The 14,101-nt window shown below is 71.8% G+C and carries 14 protein-coding genes; 2 read left to right on the forward strand and 12 right to left on the reverse strand.

Translation table 11 applies throughout. The features are described from left to right. Positions 1–26: 26 nt before the first annotated feature. The gene (locus ACFYWS_RS18765; RefSeq protein WP_389277296.1) at positions 27–1,094 is read right to left on the reverse strand and encodes an AraC family transcriptional regulator; all 1,068 of its coding nucleotides are present in this window, start codon (positions 1,092–1,094) and stop codon (positions 27–29) included. A gap of 205 nt (positions 1,095–1,299) precedes the next feature. On the opposite strand from ACFYWS_RS18765, the gene ACFYWS_RS18770 reads away from it, so the two are divergent. Beyond that, positions 1,300–2,430: an NDMA-dependent alcohol dehydrogenase gene (locus ACFYWS_RS18770; protein ID WP_389277299.1), complete on the forward strand. Its 1,131-nt coding sequence runs from the start codon at positions 1,300–1,302 to the stop codon at positions 2,428–2,430. A gap of 37 nt (positions 2,431–2,467) precedes the next feature. Here the strand turns inward: ACFYWS_RS18770 and ACFYWS_RS18775 are convergent, their stop codons facing one another. Continuing rightward, complete coding sequence (locus tag ACFYWS_RS18775) at positions 2,468–3,151, reverse strand: GAF and ANTAR domain-containing protein (protein ID WP_389277302.1); 684 nt, start codon at positions 3,149–3,151, stop codon at positions 2,468–2,470. 109 nt (positions 3,152–3,260) lie between these two features. After that, positions 3,261–3,941 carry an acyl carrier protein gene (locus ACFYWS_RS18780; protein WP_389277305.1) on the reverse strand — a complete coding sequence of 227 codons (681 nt, stop codon included), beginning with the start codon at positions 3,939–3,941 and terminating at the stop codon, positions 3,261–3,263. 218 nt (positions 3,942–4,159) lie between these two features. On the opposite strand from ACFYWS_RS18780, the gene paaI reads away from it, so the two are divergent. Beyond that, positions 4,160–4,540 (forward strand): hydroxyphenylacetyl-CoA thioesterase PaaI, encoded by a 381-nt coding sequence (gene paaI / locus ACFYWS_RS18785; RefSeq protein WP_389277397.1) that lies wholly within the window; start codon positions 4,160–4,162, stop codon positions 4,538–4,540. Here the strand turns inward: paaI and ACFYWS_RS18790 are convergent. The 9 genes from ACFYWS_RS18790 to ACFYWS_RS18830 form a co-directional block, all read right to left on the reverse strand. Then, positions 4,521–5,021 (reverse strand): DUF1348 family protein, encoded by a 501-nt coding sequence (locus ACFYWS_RS18790; RefSeq protein WP_389277308.1) that lies wholly within the window; start codon positions 5,019–5,021, stop codon positions 4,521–4,523. The genes paaI and ACFYWS_RS18790 overlap by 20 nt on opposite strands. A gap of 29 nt (positions 5,022–5,050) precedes the next feature. After that, positions 5,051–6,211, reverse strand: coding sequence for a thiolase family protein (locus ACFYWS_RS18795; RefSeq protein WP_389277311.1), 1,161 nt, complete (start codon positions 6,209–6,211; stop codon positions 5,051–5,053). Between the two features lie 52 nt (positions 6,212–6,263). Then, positions 6,264–7,022 carry a 3-hydroxyacyl-CoA dehydrogenase gene (locus tag ACFYWS_RS18800; RefSeq protein WP_389277314.1) on the reverse strand — a complete coding sequence of 253 codons (759 nt, stop codon included), beginning with the start codon at positions 7,020–7,022 and terminating at the stop codon, positions 6,264–6,266. A 37-nt stretch (positions 7,023–7,059) separates the two neighbouring features. Further along, positions 7,060–8,217: an acyl-CoA dehydrogenase family protein gene (locus ACFYWS_RS18805; protein WP_389277316.1), complete on the reverse strand. Its 1,158-nt coding sequence runs from the start codon at positions 8,215–8,217 to the stop codon at positions 7,060–7,062. Between the two features lie 78 nt (positions 8,218–8,295). After that, positions 8,296–9,210 (reverse strand): acyl-CoA thioesterase, encoded by a 915-nt coding sequence (locus ACFYWS_RS18810; protein WP_389277320.1) that lies wholly within the window; start codon positions 9,208–9,210, stop codon positions 8,296–8,298. Then, positions 9,207–10,886 carry a class I adenylate-forming enzyme family protein gene (locus ACFYWS_RS18815; RefSeq protein WP_389277322.1) on the reverse strand — a complete coding sequence of 560 codons (1,680 nt, stop codon included), beginning with the start codon at positions 10,884–10,886 and terminating at the stop codon, positions 9,207–9,209. The genes ACFYWS_RS18810 and ACFYWS_RS18815 overlap by 4 nt, the downstream gene beginning before the upstream one ends. A gap of 23 nt (positions 10,887–10,909) precedes the next feature. Then, entirely contained in the window at positions 10,910–12,055 is a 1,146-nt protein-coding gene (locus ACFYWS_RS18820) for a CaiB/BaiF CoA transferase family protein (protein ID WP_389277325.1), read from the reverse strand. After that, positions 12,052–12,819, reverse strand: a complete 768-nt coding sequence (locus ACFYWS_RS18825) for a crotonase/enoyl-CoA hydratase family protein (RefSeq protein WP_389277328.1) — start codon at positions 12,817–12,819, stop codon at positions 12,052–12,054. The genes ACFYWS_RS18820 and ACFYWS_RS18825 overlap by 4 nt, the downstream gene beginning before the upstream one ends. A gap of 227 nt (positions 12,820–13,046) precedes the next feature. Next, positions 13,047–13,919: a universal stress protein gene (locus ACFYWS_RS18830; RefSeq protein WP_389277331.1), complete on the reverse strand. Its 873-nt coding sequence runs from the start codon at positions 13,917–13,919 to the stop codon at positions 13,047–13,049. Positions 13,920–14,101: the final 182 nt, after the last annotated feature.

Genomic DNA, 14,101 nt, shown 5'->3' on the forward strand with positions numbered 1-14,101 from the left:
GTTCGTTCAGGGCGGGCGGGCACGACTCAACTCCCCTCGGACCGAAGAGAGTCGGCGGCCGTCCAGCGGCGGAAGGCCCGCATGAAGCTCGACGGCTCCGAGTATCCGAGCCGGTGCGCCAGCTCGGCCGCGGACAGCCGCTCGTGCCGCAGGCCGTCCTGTACGAGGGTGAGCCGTACGTCGTCGAGCAGGCGCCGGTAGGTGGTGCCCTCGGCGGCGAGCTTGCGGCGCAGGGTGCGCGAGGTGATGTTCATGCGGCGGGCGAGGTGCTCGATGCCGGGGTCGGGGCCGCCGCCCGCCAGCAGGTGCCGGCGCACCGTGCGGGCGGCGCCGCTGCCGCTCGCCCGCTGCGCCACGAGGCGTTCGCACAGCTCCTGGCAGATCTGCGCGGTGTGCGGGTTGCCGTGCGGCAGCGGACTGTCGAGGACGTCGGGGGCGTAGACGAGGGCCGTCGTCCCGGCGCCGTAGCGGACCGGCGCGCCGAGCACCGTGGGCGGCGCGGCGCCCGGCGGCGCGGGGAAGGCGAGGTCGACGCGGCGCAGCGGGACGGGCGGGCCGCCCGCGAACACCTGCCGGCCGAGGACGATGTTGGCGGCGCAGTCCCGTTCGACGAGGAAGCGCCGGACGTCGGCGGGGATCCGGCCGCCGTCCATGCGGTGCAGGACGTCACCCGCCGCGTCCACCACGGCGCTGTGCCGGGCGAAGCCGAAGGTGAGCGCCGAGTACCGCAGCCCGTACCGGAACACCTCGCGCATCGTCGGGGCACTGAGCAGCGCGTAGCCGAACAGGCCGAAGGTGGTGACGCGGTAGCGGGCCCCGACCTCGATGCCGAGCCCGGGGCGGTCGCCGAGCCCGTGCAGCAGATTGCGGACGACGGCGATCTCCTGCGAGGCCTCGACGAGATGGTGCGGGTCGCCGAGCGCGGCCGCGTCGATGCCGGAGCCAGCGAGGCAGTCGGCCGCGGCCAGGCCCCGTTCCGCGGCGAAGTCGAGCAGCAGGACGACGCCCGAGGCGGCGCGCGGAAAGTCCCAGTCGGTGAAGCCCTCGGCGATGACCTGCGGCTGCGCGGCAGCCGTGTCCTCCGACACGGTCATGACCGGCCTCCGTTTCCCGCCGTCACGCTGCCAACGCCCGTATCCGTCAGGGGCGTTCATGACAGCACGGCGCTCTCGGAGGCCACAACCCGGCTGCGTGTCCGAATCTGTCCCGGCGTTGTCCGCTTCGGTCATGGAGGCGCTCGCGCGTACCGCCCTAGCGTGAGGCGGGCGCGGCAATGTCGCCGAAGCTGGGAGGACGCACATGCAGACCAAGGGAGCCCTGCTCCACAAGCCCGGCGAGGACTGGACGGTCGAGCCGATCGAGGTCGGTGACCCGGTCGCGGGCGAGGTGCAACTGCGCCTGGCCGCCTCGGGCTTGTGCCACTCCGACGAGCACTTCCGGGGCGGGGCGAACCTCGCCGCGTCCTATCCGCTCCTCGGCGGGCACGAGGGCGCGGGCGTCGTGACAAAGGTCGGCCCCGGTGTCAGCGACGTCGAGGTGGGCGATCACGCGGTCCTCGGCTTCATCCCGGCCTGCGGTGTGTGCCGCCCCTGCTCGCAGGGGCTTCAGAACCTGTGCGACCAGGGCGCCAATCTGCTCACCGGACAGTCCATCGCCGACAACACCTTCCGTACGCGTACCGCGGGCGGCGACCCGGTCACACCGATGTGCCTTCTGGGCACGTTCGCCCCGTACGTCACCGTCAGCCAGTCCTCGGTCATCAAGATCGAGAAGGACATACCGCTGGAGACGGCCGCGTTGCTGGGCTGCGGCGTTTCCACGGGCTGGGGTTCCGCCGTCTCCATCGGGAACACCCGGCCCGGTGACACGGTCGTGATCGTCGGTGTCGGCGGCGTAGGCATCAACGCGGTGCAGGGCGCGGCGGCGGCCGGCGCGCGGTTCGTGATCGCGGTGGACCCCGTCGAGTTCAAGCGGGACAAGGCACGGGAGTTCGGCGCCACGCACACCTTCGCGTCGATGGAGGACGCCGCGGGTCCTGTCGCGGAGCTGACCTGGGGCGCGCAGGCCCACACCGTCATCCTGACCGTCGGCGAACTCCAGGGCGACCAGCTGGCCCCCGTGCTCGCGATGACCGCCAAGGGCGGCCAGGTCATCGTGACGGCCATCGCGGACATGACGCAGATCGACGCCAAGGTCGGGCTCTTCGACCTGGCGCTGATGCAGAAGCGGATCCAGGGCGCCATCTTCGGCGGCATCAGCCCGCGCACCCAGATCCCGCGCCTGCTGGAGCAGTACCGCAGCGGACAGCTCAAGCTCGACGAACTCACCACGCGCACCTACCGCCTGGAGGAGATCAACCAGGGCTACCAGGACATGCGGGACGGCAAGAACCTGCGCGGTGTGGTCCGCTACACCGACGCCGACTACTGAGCCATCACAGGACCGACGTGGGGCGCGTCCTGGAAGGTCACAGGCCGCCCTTTTCGCTCACCCGGCGGGCCACCTCACGGAGTTTGACGTTCTTCTCCTGCGAGTAGCGGCGCAGCGTGGCGAACGCCTCCGCTTCGGTCAGGTCGTGGGCGGCCATCAGGATGCCCATGGCCTCGCCGATGACGTGGCGGGTCTCCACGGCGCGGTACAGGGAGGCGTGCTCGCGGGCGCTGGAGAAGGCCACGGCGGCGTGCGAGGCGAGGAGCCAGCCGGCGGTCTCACTGGCCTCCGTGAACGCTCCGGGCTTGGCGGAGTAGAGGTTGAGGGCGCCGAGGTCGCCCTCGTCCTCGGTGTAGAGCAGGAAGCCCATCATGCTGCCGACGCCGAGTTCGTGGGCGCGCGGGGCGTACGAGCGCCAGCGCGTCGTCTCGGTGGAGAGGTCCTTGATGCGGAACACGGGATGCCCGGTGCGGGCCGCGTCGAAGCACGGTCCCTCGCGAACGCGGCCCTGGAGCCGGTCGCTGTCGACGACGAGCTGATCGGTGGCGACCAGCGTCTCGACCTGCCCCTTGCGCAGGACGAGGATGCCCGCCGCATCGCAGCCCTCGACCTGGTCGACGGACCATGCGGTGATCTTGTGCAGCGTCGCGTCCACGGACTGCTGCGCCAGCAGCTCGCGCGCCATGGACGCCATGTTCAGGGCGAACTCACGCCATTCCATGCCGCGCTCCTCGGCCTCGGGGTACATCGGTTCCTTGCGTTGAGGTCAGCCTGCCACGCCCGCCCCGGGCCGAACCCGTCGGGCCGGGGCGGGCGGGCCGAGGGGCGTGTCAGCCGGTCGCGGCCGAGGTGTTGGTGATGGGGAGCGGCTTCTCCGCTCCCGCCACGTAGAGATCCCGCGGGGCCGTGCGCAGCACGAACTTGTTGTCGTCGCTGTCGACCCGCACGGACATGACGAAGAAGCCGTCGTGTTCGGTGGTCGTCTTCACGTCGACCTGGCTCTCCCAGTACGTCTGCAGAAAGACCTCGGTGTCGTAGGGGTCGACTCCTTGAGGCGTGGTGACCCTGCCCTGGACGGTGAGGATGTCGCCCGCCTTCACCTTCCGCTTGTTGACCTGGTAGCTGACGGTGCTGGACCTGCGCTCGACACCCACGGTGGTGTCAGCGAAGTAGCCGTCCTGCGGGGTGTCGAGGTCTCCGTCCTCGTCGTAGAACGCCGAGATCTGCACCTCCTGCTCGACGTTGAGCAGGCTGCCGGCGCCCTCGTGGTCGATGCTGACGTCGGGGATGGTGAACTTCCCGCTCGCGTCGCTGACCGGTGTGCCCAGCTCCCGCGGCTCGTAGTAGTTCGGGTCGATCGGGTCGCCCCACGGGTTCCAGGTGGTGAAGCGGATGACCTCCTTGACGGTGACGGGGATGTTCGGAGCCGGGGTGCCGTCGGCCTTGGTGACGGTGCCGGTGACATCGACGCGGCGGTCGTCGTAGGCGGTGCTGGTCGGGTTGGTGGTCACGTGCAGGACGTAGACGTCGCCGGGTGCGGCGTCCGCGCTCTGCGCCGAGGCGGCGGGAGCGGACAGGGCGCCCTGGCGGGGGGCACCCCCCGGGCCCCTTGACAGGCCTTCCCGACCTTGATTGCTTGGCTTCACCACGCACCGAATGGTCGGTCGGTACGTCGAACGGGAGGGGAAGCAGCGTGAGGGAATCCGACGAACCGGGCCCCGCGGAGCGCATGTTCGCCGCGGACCTGGCCTCCCAGCTCCTCGGCATCGAGCTCCTGGAGCACGGCGCGGGACACGCCGCGCTCCGGATGAAGGTGACGGCGTCCATGGTCAACGGGCACGGCATCGCCCACGGCGGCTACGTCTTCCTCTTCGCCGACACGGCCTTCGCCTGCGCCTGCAACAGCGAGGGCCCCGTCACCGTGGCCTCCGGAGCCGACATCACCTTCGTCGCGCCCGCCTACGAGGGCGACCTGCTGGTGGCCACCGCCCGCGAGGTCACCCGCTTCGGCCGCAACGGCCTGTACGACGTGCGGGTGACACGCGGGGAGTCGGTGATCGCCGAACTCCGGGGGCGCAGCCGCAGCGTCGCTACAGACCCAGGTCGCTGAGACCCGGGTGGTCGTCGGGGCGGCGGCCCTGCGGCCAGTGGAATCGGCGGTCGGCCTCGGCGATCGGCAGGTCGTTGATGGAGGCGTGGCGCCTGCGCATCAGGCCGTTGTCGTCGAACTCCCAGTTCTCATTGCCGTACGCGCGCTTCCAGTTGCCCGCGTCGTCGTGGCACTCGTACGCGAAACGGACCGCGATGCGGTCGCCGTCGAACGCCCACAGTTCCTTGATCAGCCGGTAGTCGAGCTCGTGGTTCCACTTGCGGGTGAGGAAGGCGACGATGTCGGCGCGCCCGGCGGGGAATTCGGCGCGATTGCGCCACTGGCTGTCGGGCGTGTAGGCGAGCGCGACGCGCTGCGGGTCCCGGGTGTTCCAGGCGTCCTCCGCGAGCCGCACCTTCCGCACGGCCGTCTCGCGGGTGAACGGCGGAAGGGGCGGGCGGGCGGTGGCGGGCTCGGGCTCCGGGGCTGCGTGATCGGTCATGATGGGGATCTTCCCCCGCCGAGGCGGCTTCAGAGCAGTTCGAGCACCGTCGCGTTGGCCATGCCGCCGCCCTCGCACATGGACTGCAGGCCGTAGCGGATGCCGTTGTCCTTCATGTGGTGCACGAGCGTGGTCATGAGGCGGGCGCCCGAGCCGCCGAGGGGGTGGCCGAGGGCCATCGCGCCGCCGTTGGGGTTCAGCCGGGCGTAGTCGGCGCCGGTCTGGCGCTGCCAGCCGAGGGAGACGGAGGCGAAGGCCTCGTTGATCTCGTACGTGCCGATCTCCTCGATGGAGAGGCCCGCGCGCTGAAGGACCTTGGCGGTGGCCGGGATCGGGCCCTTGAGCATGGTGATCGGGTCGACGCCGGTGACGGTGCCGGTGTGGAAGCGGGCAAGCGGCGTCCAGCCGTTGCGCGCGGCCACCTCGGAGGTGGTGACGAGGAGGGCTGCGGCGCCGTCGGAGATCTGCGAGGCGTTGCCCGCCGAGATGACCCCGTCCTCCTTGAAGGGTGTCTTCAGCCCGGCCAGCTTCTCGACCGTCGTTCCGCGCCTGACACCCTCGTCGGTGTCGAAGAGCGTGCCGTCGGCGAGGGTGACCGGGGTGATCTGGTTCTTGAAGCGGCCCTCGTCGATGGCGCGGGCGGCCTTCTCGTGCGAGTCGGCGGCGTGCTGGTCGAGTTCGGCGCGGGTGAGGCCGAACTCCTCGGCGATCATCTCGGCGCCGACGCCCTGGTTGAAGACGACGTGGTCGTAGCGCTCGCCGACGAGCGGGCCGAACGGCTTTCCGGCCGCGCCGCCCGCGCGCGAAGAGCCCATCGGGACGCGGGACATGGACTCGACGCCGCCCGCGATGGCGATGTCGTACTGTCCGGCGATGACCCCGGCGGCGGCCTGGTGGACGGACTGCTGCGAGGAGCCGCACTGGCGGTCGATGGTCAGTCCCGGCACGGACTCGGGCCAGCCGGCGGCGAGCACCGCGAACCGGCCGACGCCGCCCGCCTGTTCGCCGACCTGGGACACGCAGCCCCAGATGACGTCGTCGACGGTGGCCGGGTCGAGGCCGTTGCGCTCGGCGAGGGCCTTCAGGACATGGGCGGAGAGGTCGACGGGGTGGATGCCGGAGAGCGCGCCGCCCGGCTTGCCCTTGCCGACGGGGGTACGTACGGCGTCGACGATGACTGCGTCACGCATGGTGAACTCCTCAACGTAGTAAAGGGGTTGGCGCGGGCGGGCCGTTCACGGCCTACTTGGGGGCCATGCGGATGGCGCCGTCGAGGCGGATCGTCTCGCCGTTGAGCATCGGGTTGGTGACGATCGACTCGACCATGTGCGCGTACTCGGCCGGCTGCCCGAGGCGGGCCGGGTGCGGAACCTGTGCGCCGAGCGAGTCCTTGGCCTCCTGCGGAAGCCGGCCGAGCAGCGGTGTCTCGAACAGGCCGGGCGCGATGGTCATCACGCGGATGTTCATGCGCGCGAGGTCGCGGGCGATCGGCAGGGTCATACCGACGATGCCGCCCTTGGACGCCGAGTACGCGCACTGGCCGATCTGCCCGTCGAACGCGGCCACGGAGGCGGTGTTGACGATGACGCCGCGCTCGCCGTCGACCGGTTCGTTGCCGGTCATGGCCTGGGCGGCGAGGCGGATGACGTTGAAGGTGCCGATCAGGTTGATCTCGACGACCTTGCGGAAGGTGTCGAGGACGTACGGGCCCTCCTTGCCGACGGTGCGCCCGGCGGAGCCGATGCCCGCGCAGTTGACGGCGACGCGCAGCGGGGCGAGCGCGACGGCGGCCTCGACGGCGGCGGTGGCGTCGGCCTCGCTGGTGACATCGCCGGCGACGAAGGTGGCACCGATCTCCTTGGCGACGCTGACGCCGTCGGAGGTGGGCAGGTCGAAGATGACGACCTTGGCGCCCGTGGCGGCGAGCCGCTCGGCGGTGGCGCGGCCGAGGCCGGAGGCGCCGCCGGTGATCAGGGCGGAGGACTGGGCGTCGATCTGCATGGCAGGTCCCTTCTTGGAGCCGGTGGTGGAGGGGGAGTCAGAGGCCGAGCGACTTGGCGATGATCGTCTTCATAACCTCGTTCGTCCCGCCGTAGATGCGCGAGACGCGGGTGTCGGCGTACAGGCGGGCGATCGGGTACTCGGTGACGTAGCCGTAACCGCCGTGCAGCTGAAGGCACTTGTCGATGACGCGGCCCGCGACCTCGGTGCAGAACAGCTTCGCCTTCGCGGCGTCGGCGACGGACAGCTCGCCCTCGTCGTGCAGTTCGAGGGCCCGGTCGGCCATCAACTGCGCGGCCTCGACCTCGGTGGCGCACTCGGCGAGCACGAACTTGGTGTTCTGGAAGTGGGCGACGGGCTTGCCGAAGACCGTACGCTCCTTCACGTAGTCGGTGGCGAAGCGGAGCGCCGCCGCGGCCGTGCCCGAGCCGCCCAGGGCGATCATCAGGCGTTCCTGCGCGAGGTTGTGCGACAGGTAGGAGAAGCCCTGGCCCTCCTCGCCCAGCAGGTTCTCGGCCGGCACCTTGACGTCGACGAAGGCGAGTTCGGCGGTGTCGGAGGCCTTGAGGCCGATCTTCTGGAGCTTGCGGCCGACGGAGAAGCCCTCACTCGCGGACTCCACGACGAGGATCGAGAGTCCGCCGCGGCGGTCCTCGGGATCGTAGGGAGCGGTGCGCGCGACGACGAGCACCAGGTCGGCGAGGGCGCCGCCGGTGATGAACGTCTTGGCGCCGTTGAGCACGTAGTGCGTGCCGTCGGCGGAGCGTTCGGCCCTGGTCTGGATGTTGGCGAGGTCGGATCCGGTGCCGGGTTCGGTCATGGCGATCGCCGTCATGAGGTCGCCGGAGGCGAAGCCGGGCAGCCAGCGCTCCTTCTGCTCCTGCGTCGCGTACGTCATCAGGTACGGCAGGATCAGATTCGAGTGCACCGAGTAGTTGCCGAAGGTGACACCGGCCCGTGTCGTCTCCTCGACCGCGACGGCCGCGAATTTGAGGCTGTCCTCGCCCGCGCCGCCGAACTCCTCGGGCACCTGGATGCCAAGCACACCCAGCTCGCCGAGCCTGCGGTAGAAGTCGCGCGGCGGGTGGCCCTGTTCCTCCCACTCCTGGTGGACGGGGGTGACTTCCTTGGCGATGAAGTCCCGCAGCATCCGGCGGAACGCCTCATGGTCCTCGTTGAACAGCGTACGGCGCACAGCGGCGGCCCCTTCTGCCTGTATAGAACGATCGTTAAGTTACGTCGGCGTACCGAGCCCTGACAACCCTTGCGCGAGTCACCGGGGAGCGGGCACATGGAGCAGCGCCTCCTGGGTGACCGAGGCGACCAACTCCCCGTCCCTGGTCCAGAATTCGCCCCGCGCCAGGGTCCTGCCGTCCCCGGCCACCACGCTGTGGCACGCGAACAGCAGCCACTCGTCGACGCGCGCGGCGCGATGGAACCACATGGCGTGGTCGAGCGAGGCCAGCGCGATGCCGCGCGGCCGTGGCTCGCCGTAGGCCACGAGGGCGGTGGGGGCGAGCGGGGCGTCGCAGATGTAGGCGAGGACGCAGGCGTGCAGGCCCGGCTCGTCGGGCATCGCGCCGACCGTGCGCATCCAGACGTAGCGGTCGATGCGTCCGCCGTCGATCCGCCCGCCGTCCCGGTTCCGTTCCAGTGGCACTTCGCGGTACGCGGTCGAGGTGTACAGCGGATGGTCGCGCGGGCGGTGCGTCCAGCCTTCCCGCAGTCCTTCGGGTCCCGGCACGTCGGGCATGCCGGGCTGGCGCCAACTGCCGCCGGGCTGCGGCTGCTTGAAGGAGACGCTCATGGCGAGCGACTCCTTGCCGTCCTGGACGCCGGTCACCTGCCGCATCGAGTAGCTGCGACCGTCCCGTACGACCTCGGGCGTGAAGCGCACCGGCCGCTCGGGCGACAGGGCGCGCAGGAAGTAGGCGTGCAGCGAGTGCACGACCCGGTCCTCGTCCACGCTGCGCTGCGCGGCGTCCAGGGCCTGGGCGAGGACGGCGCCGCCGTAACTGCGGGCGGCCGCGCGGCCGGAGTGGCAGTACCCCTCGTAGGCACCGTCGCCGGTGGCCTCGACACGGACGTGTCTGCCCTGTCCGAGTTCACCGAGCGCGACAGGGGGCGCTTCGTCCGTCTCCCGGGACGCGTCCCGGGCCGTCGCCTCGTCGACCATGCCGCCGCTCACGCCTGTGCCACTCCCGCTTCGTCGGCGGCCGCGTAGCGCTGCCGCAGGTCCGTCTTGAGGATCTTCCCGGCGGCCGAGACCGGAAGCGCGTCCAGGAAGTGGATCTCCCGCAGCCGCTGGTACGGGGCGACGTGTTCGGCCACGAACGCCATGAGTTTCTCGGCCAGTTCGGGGCCTGACGGATGCCCGGAGCGCGGTACGACGTACGCGACGGGGATCTCGCCGACTCCGGGCCTCGGCGCGCCGATGACGCTGGCGCCCGCGACGGCGGGGTGCCGGTGCAGCAGGTCCTCCAGCGGGGTCGGGTAGACGTTGTACCCCTTGTAGATCAGCATGTCCTTGGCCCGCCCGACCAGGTACAGCCAGCCGTCCTCGTCGACGCGTCCGAGGTCGCCGGTGCGCAGCCAGCCGTCCTGGAACTGATCGGCCGTCAGGTCGGGGTGGCCCTGGTAGCCGTCGGTGATCTGCGGGCCGCGCGCCCACACCTCGCCGGTGTCGCCGACGGGCAGGACAGGACCGCAGCCGAGGTCCCTGATCTCGACGTCGGTGTCGAAGACGGGGGCGCCGACGCTGCCCTCGGGCACGGGATTGTCGTCCACGAGCGGGTGCGCGGCGAGTGCCATGGTGGCCTCGGTGAGTCCGTACCCCTCGACGATCGTGGCGTTCGGGAACAGCGCGGCGAGGCGGCGCATGGTGTCCGTGTCGACGGGCGCGGCACCGGAGTTGACGCTGCGTACGGAGGAGAGGTCGAGCTTCTCGACGCCGGGCAGTGCGAGCAGCGCGTGGAAGAGGGCGGGCGAGCCGGGGACGGACGTGACGCCGTGCTCCTCGATGAGCCGCACGAAGCGGCGGGGTTCGAAGCGGCCCGCCATCACGACCGTACTCGCCACGGCCACACTGACGGACTGGCCGACCAGGCCCATGGCGTGGAAGAGCGGAGCGAGGGCGACCACGGTGGAGGTGCCGAGGTCCATCGTGTGCGCGGTGCGCGCGGCGGGCACGGAGTCGAGTGCCACCCGGCCCTCGCCGTCGGTGCCTAGCACGGCGGCGCCGCGCCAGCACGCCATTTGCAGGGCGTTGGCCAGGACGTTGCGGTGCAGCACGCGGACCGCCTTCGAGCGCCCTGTCGTGCCGCCGGTGAAGGCCAGGTGCGCCAGATCGCCCCCGCTGACGGCCACCCGCTCCCCCGGTTCGGTGGCCAGCAGCTCCTCCAGTGGTACGCCGTCGGGAGCGGCGCCCTCGTCCGCGGCGGGCGCTGTGGCCGTCGCCGGGACGAGGACGGTCAGGCGGACGCCGGGCGCGGCGGCCTCCGTGAGGGCGGGCGCGGTCGCCGGGTGGGTGAGCGCGGCGACGGCGCGCGCTTCGTCGAGCTGTTCGCGCAGCGCCGTGGGCGGCAGGGCCGGGTTGAGGGGGACGACGACCGCGCCTGCCAGCACGATGGCGTAGTAAGAGACGGTGAACCAGGCCGAGTTGGGCTGGTGCAGCGCGACGGCGTCGCCGTTCCGGATGCCCCGTGCGCGCAGCCCGGCGGCGAGCCGTAGCGCGGTGTCGTACGCCTCGCTGTAGGTGAAGGTGAGTTCGCCGTCGCGCAGCGCCACGCGGTCGGGGTGGCGGTGGGCGGTTCCGGCGAGCAGGTCGCCGACGGCGGCGTCGGGGTAGCCGATGCTCTGGGGCATGCCCGGGGGCACATAGCGCGTCGTCAACCGACGATTCCCTTCTCGCGGAGTGTGTCGATGTCGTCGGGGGCGAGTCCTGCCAGCGTGGTGAGGACCTCCGTGGTGTCTGCGCCGACGCGCGGGGCGGGGGCGGGCTCGCCGGGTGGTGTGGTGGTGAAGCGGGGTGCGGGCGAGGGTTCGGGGCCGCCGTGGGGGCCGCGCCGGTAGGTCGAGCGGACGCTGTTGTGGGGGTGCTCGGGCGCCTCGGCCAGGGACAGGACCGGGGACACGCAGGCGCCCTGCCCGTCGAAGGCGCGGGCCCACTCGTCGCGGGTGCGGGTGACGAAGAGCCGCGCCAACTCAGCTTTCATCGTTGCCCAGTTGGCGCGGTCGTGCTGCCGGGCGAACCGCTCGTCACCTTCGAGGTCCAGGACGCGCAGCAGTGCCGCGTAGAACTGCGGCTCGATGGCGCCGACGGCGATGTGCCGGTCGTCGGAGCAGCGGTACACGGCGTAGAAGGGGGCGCCGCCGTCGAGCATGTTGACACCGCGCCGGTCCTGCCAGCCGCCCTTGGCCAGGAACCCGTACGTCATGGCGAGCAGCAGCGCGGTGCCGTCGGTCATGGCAGCGTCGACGACCTGCCCCTCGCCGCTGGTGCGGGCGTGCAGCAGCGCGCTCACGAGGCCGAGCGCGAGCAGCATGCCGCCCCCGCCGAAGTCGCCCACCAGGTTGAGCGGTGGCACGGGGTCCCCGTCGGCGGGCCCCATGGTGTGCAGGGCCCCGGCGACGGCGATGTAGTTGATGTCGTGTCCTGGCTCCTGGGCGAGCGGGCCGTCCTGCCCCCAGCCGGTCATCCGCCCGTACACGAGCTGCGGGTTCGAGGCGAGCAGGACGTCGGGCCCCAGGCCGAGGCGTTCGGCGACGCCGGGTCTGAACCCCTCGATGACGGCGTCGGAGTGCGCGATCAACTCCCGTACGACAGCTGCCCCTTCGGCGTCCTTGAGGTTGACGGCGACGGAGCTGCGGCCCCGCAGGATGACGGGGTGGGGGCTGTCCTTCCCTGCCTCGGCGGGGCGGTCGACCCTGATGACCTCGGCGCCGAGGTCGGCGAGCAGCATTCCGCAGAACGGAGCGGGGCCGATGCCGCCCAGTTCGACGATCCGGATCCCGGCGAGCGGCCCGGTGCTCACCGGCCGGTCCAGCGCGGGGCGCGCTTCTCGGCGAAGGCGCGGGCGCCTTCCCGCGCGTCGTCGGATGTCATCACCGGGCCCGCGATCTCCCGCATGCGCTGCCACTCCTCGGCGGCGGACCAGTTCGGCGCGTTCGCGACGATCTCCTTCGTGGCGCGGACGGCGAGCGGTCCGTTCGCGGCGATGGCGCGGGCGAGCGCGAGCGCGCCTTCGAGGGCGGCGCCGGTTTCGGTGACCCGGTTGACGAGGCCGTACGTATGGGCGCGGTCGGCATCCAGGAAGTCGCCGGTCAGGGCGATCTCCAGGGCGACGGAGTACGGGATGCGGCGCGGCAGCCGCAGCAGCCCGCCCGCCGCGGCGACGAGCCCCCGCTTGACCTCGGGTATCCCGAACTTGGCGTCGCGCGCGGCCACGACCATGTCGCAGGCGAGCGCGATCTCGCAGCCGCCGGCCAGGGCGTATCCCTCGACTGCGGCGATGACCGGCTTGCGCGGCGGCGCCTCGGTGATCCCGGCGAGGCCGCGCCCCTCGATGCTCGGGGTCTCGCCCTTGAGGAATGCCTTGAGGTCCATCCCGGAGCAGAAGCTGCCGCCCGCGCCGGTGATCACGCCGACCACCTGGTCGTCCCTGCGGTCGAGTTCGTCGAGCGCGGCGGCCACGCCTTCGGCGACGACACGGTTGACCGCGTTGCGCGCCTCGGGGCGGTTGAGTGTGATGACGGTGATCCCGTCGGCACGGAATTCGCTGAGCACGGCGTCGGTCATTGCGTGGCTCCCGGAGTGGGTCGCGGACTGCGTACGCTGCGACGGAGCGACCGAGGACCGCTCCGCCCGGCACGGCTCGTCCTCGCCCACCCCGCATTGAACATTCGTTAAGCTACGAGGGTGGGTGCCGGGCTGTCCAGACCCGTGATCAATTCCGGGATACGGCAGCGGTGTTCACGCCGCGCGCACGGCGCCCCGTAAGAACGGTGAGGCTCTCCCCGATGGCCTCAGCGGCGGGTGACGAGGACCGGGCAGTCCGCGTGGTGCAGCAGCGCCTGGCTGACCGAGCCGAGCAGCAGCCCCTGGAAACCGCCCCGGCCGCGCGCGCCGACCACGAGGAGGCTCGCCTCCTGCGACGTCTCGATCAGGCTCGGGCGCACCCGGCCGTGCACCGAACGCGCCTCCACCTCGACGTCGGGGTGCCGGGCCCGGCCGGCGGCCAGCGCCCCGGACAGCGTCTGCTCGCTGTCCTCGCGCAGCTTGTCCGTGTCGAACCAGAGCGGCGCGGGCCCGCCGGGACCCGAGGGTCCCGTGCCGCTCCAGGTGTTCCACACGTGCACGGCCAGCAGGCCCGTCCCGCGGCGCGCGGCATCACCGAAGGCCACCTCGACCGCCGCCTTCGCGGCGTCCGAACCGTCGACGGCGACCGCCACGGGACCTTCCGGAATCGCTCGGCCGCGCACGACGAGGACGGGGCAGTCCGCGTGCGCGGCGAGGTGCACGGCGACCGAGCCGATCAGCAGGCCGGAGAAGGCGCCCAGGCCGCGGCTGCCGACGACGAGCAGGTCGGCGTCGCGTGCGCGGGCGGCCAGGACGGTGAGCGCCTCGCCCGTGACGACCTCGCCCTCGACCGGGGCGAGGTCCGGCTCCTCGGCGCGGACCCGCTCGACCGCGGCCGCCACGGTCTCCTCGGCCCGGCGGCGCAGGGCCGGCTCCGCGGTCTCGGACGACGAGCCGTGCCGGATCTTCAGCATCGGCCAGGTGAACGCGTTCAGGACGCGCACACCGAGTCCGCGGCGCCGTGCCTCGTGCGCGGCGACCGCGACCGCCTCCAGGCTCGACTCCGACCCATCGGCTCCGACCAGCACGTGGCCCGCCATGTGTGCGCTCCCTCATCGACTCCGTCGTCCTGCCTGCGTGGTTCCACTCTCCAGCCTGACCCGGTGAGCGGCCCTTCGCACGGCGGGCCTAGGGCCTGTCTTCAAACTCCCGTCGTCGCCCGGAGGGCGGCGCGGCGGCGTCTGGTGCGTGCGATCGCAAGGCGCCGGGAAGTCCTCGTAGC

The organism is Streptomyces sp. NPDC002795 (genome assembly GCF_042888725.1).
In the GTDB taxonomy this organism is placed as follows: domain Bacteria; phylum Actinomycetota; class Actinomycetes; order Streptomycetales; family Streptomycetaceae; genus Streptomyces.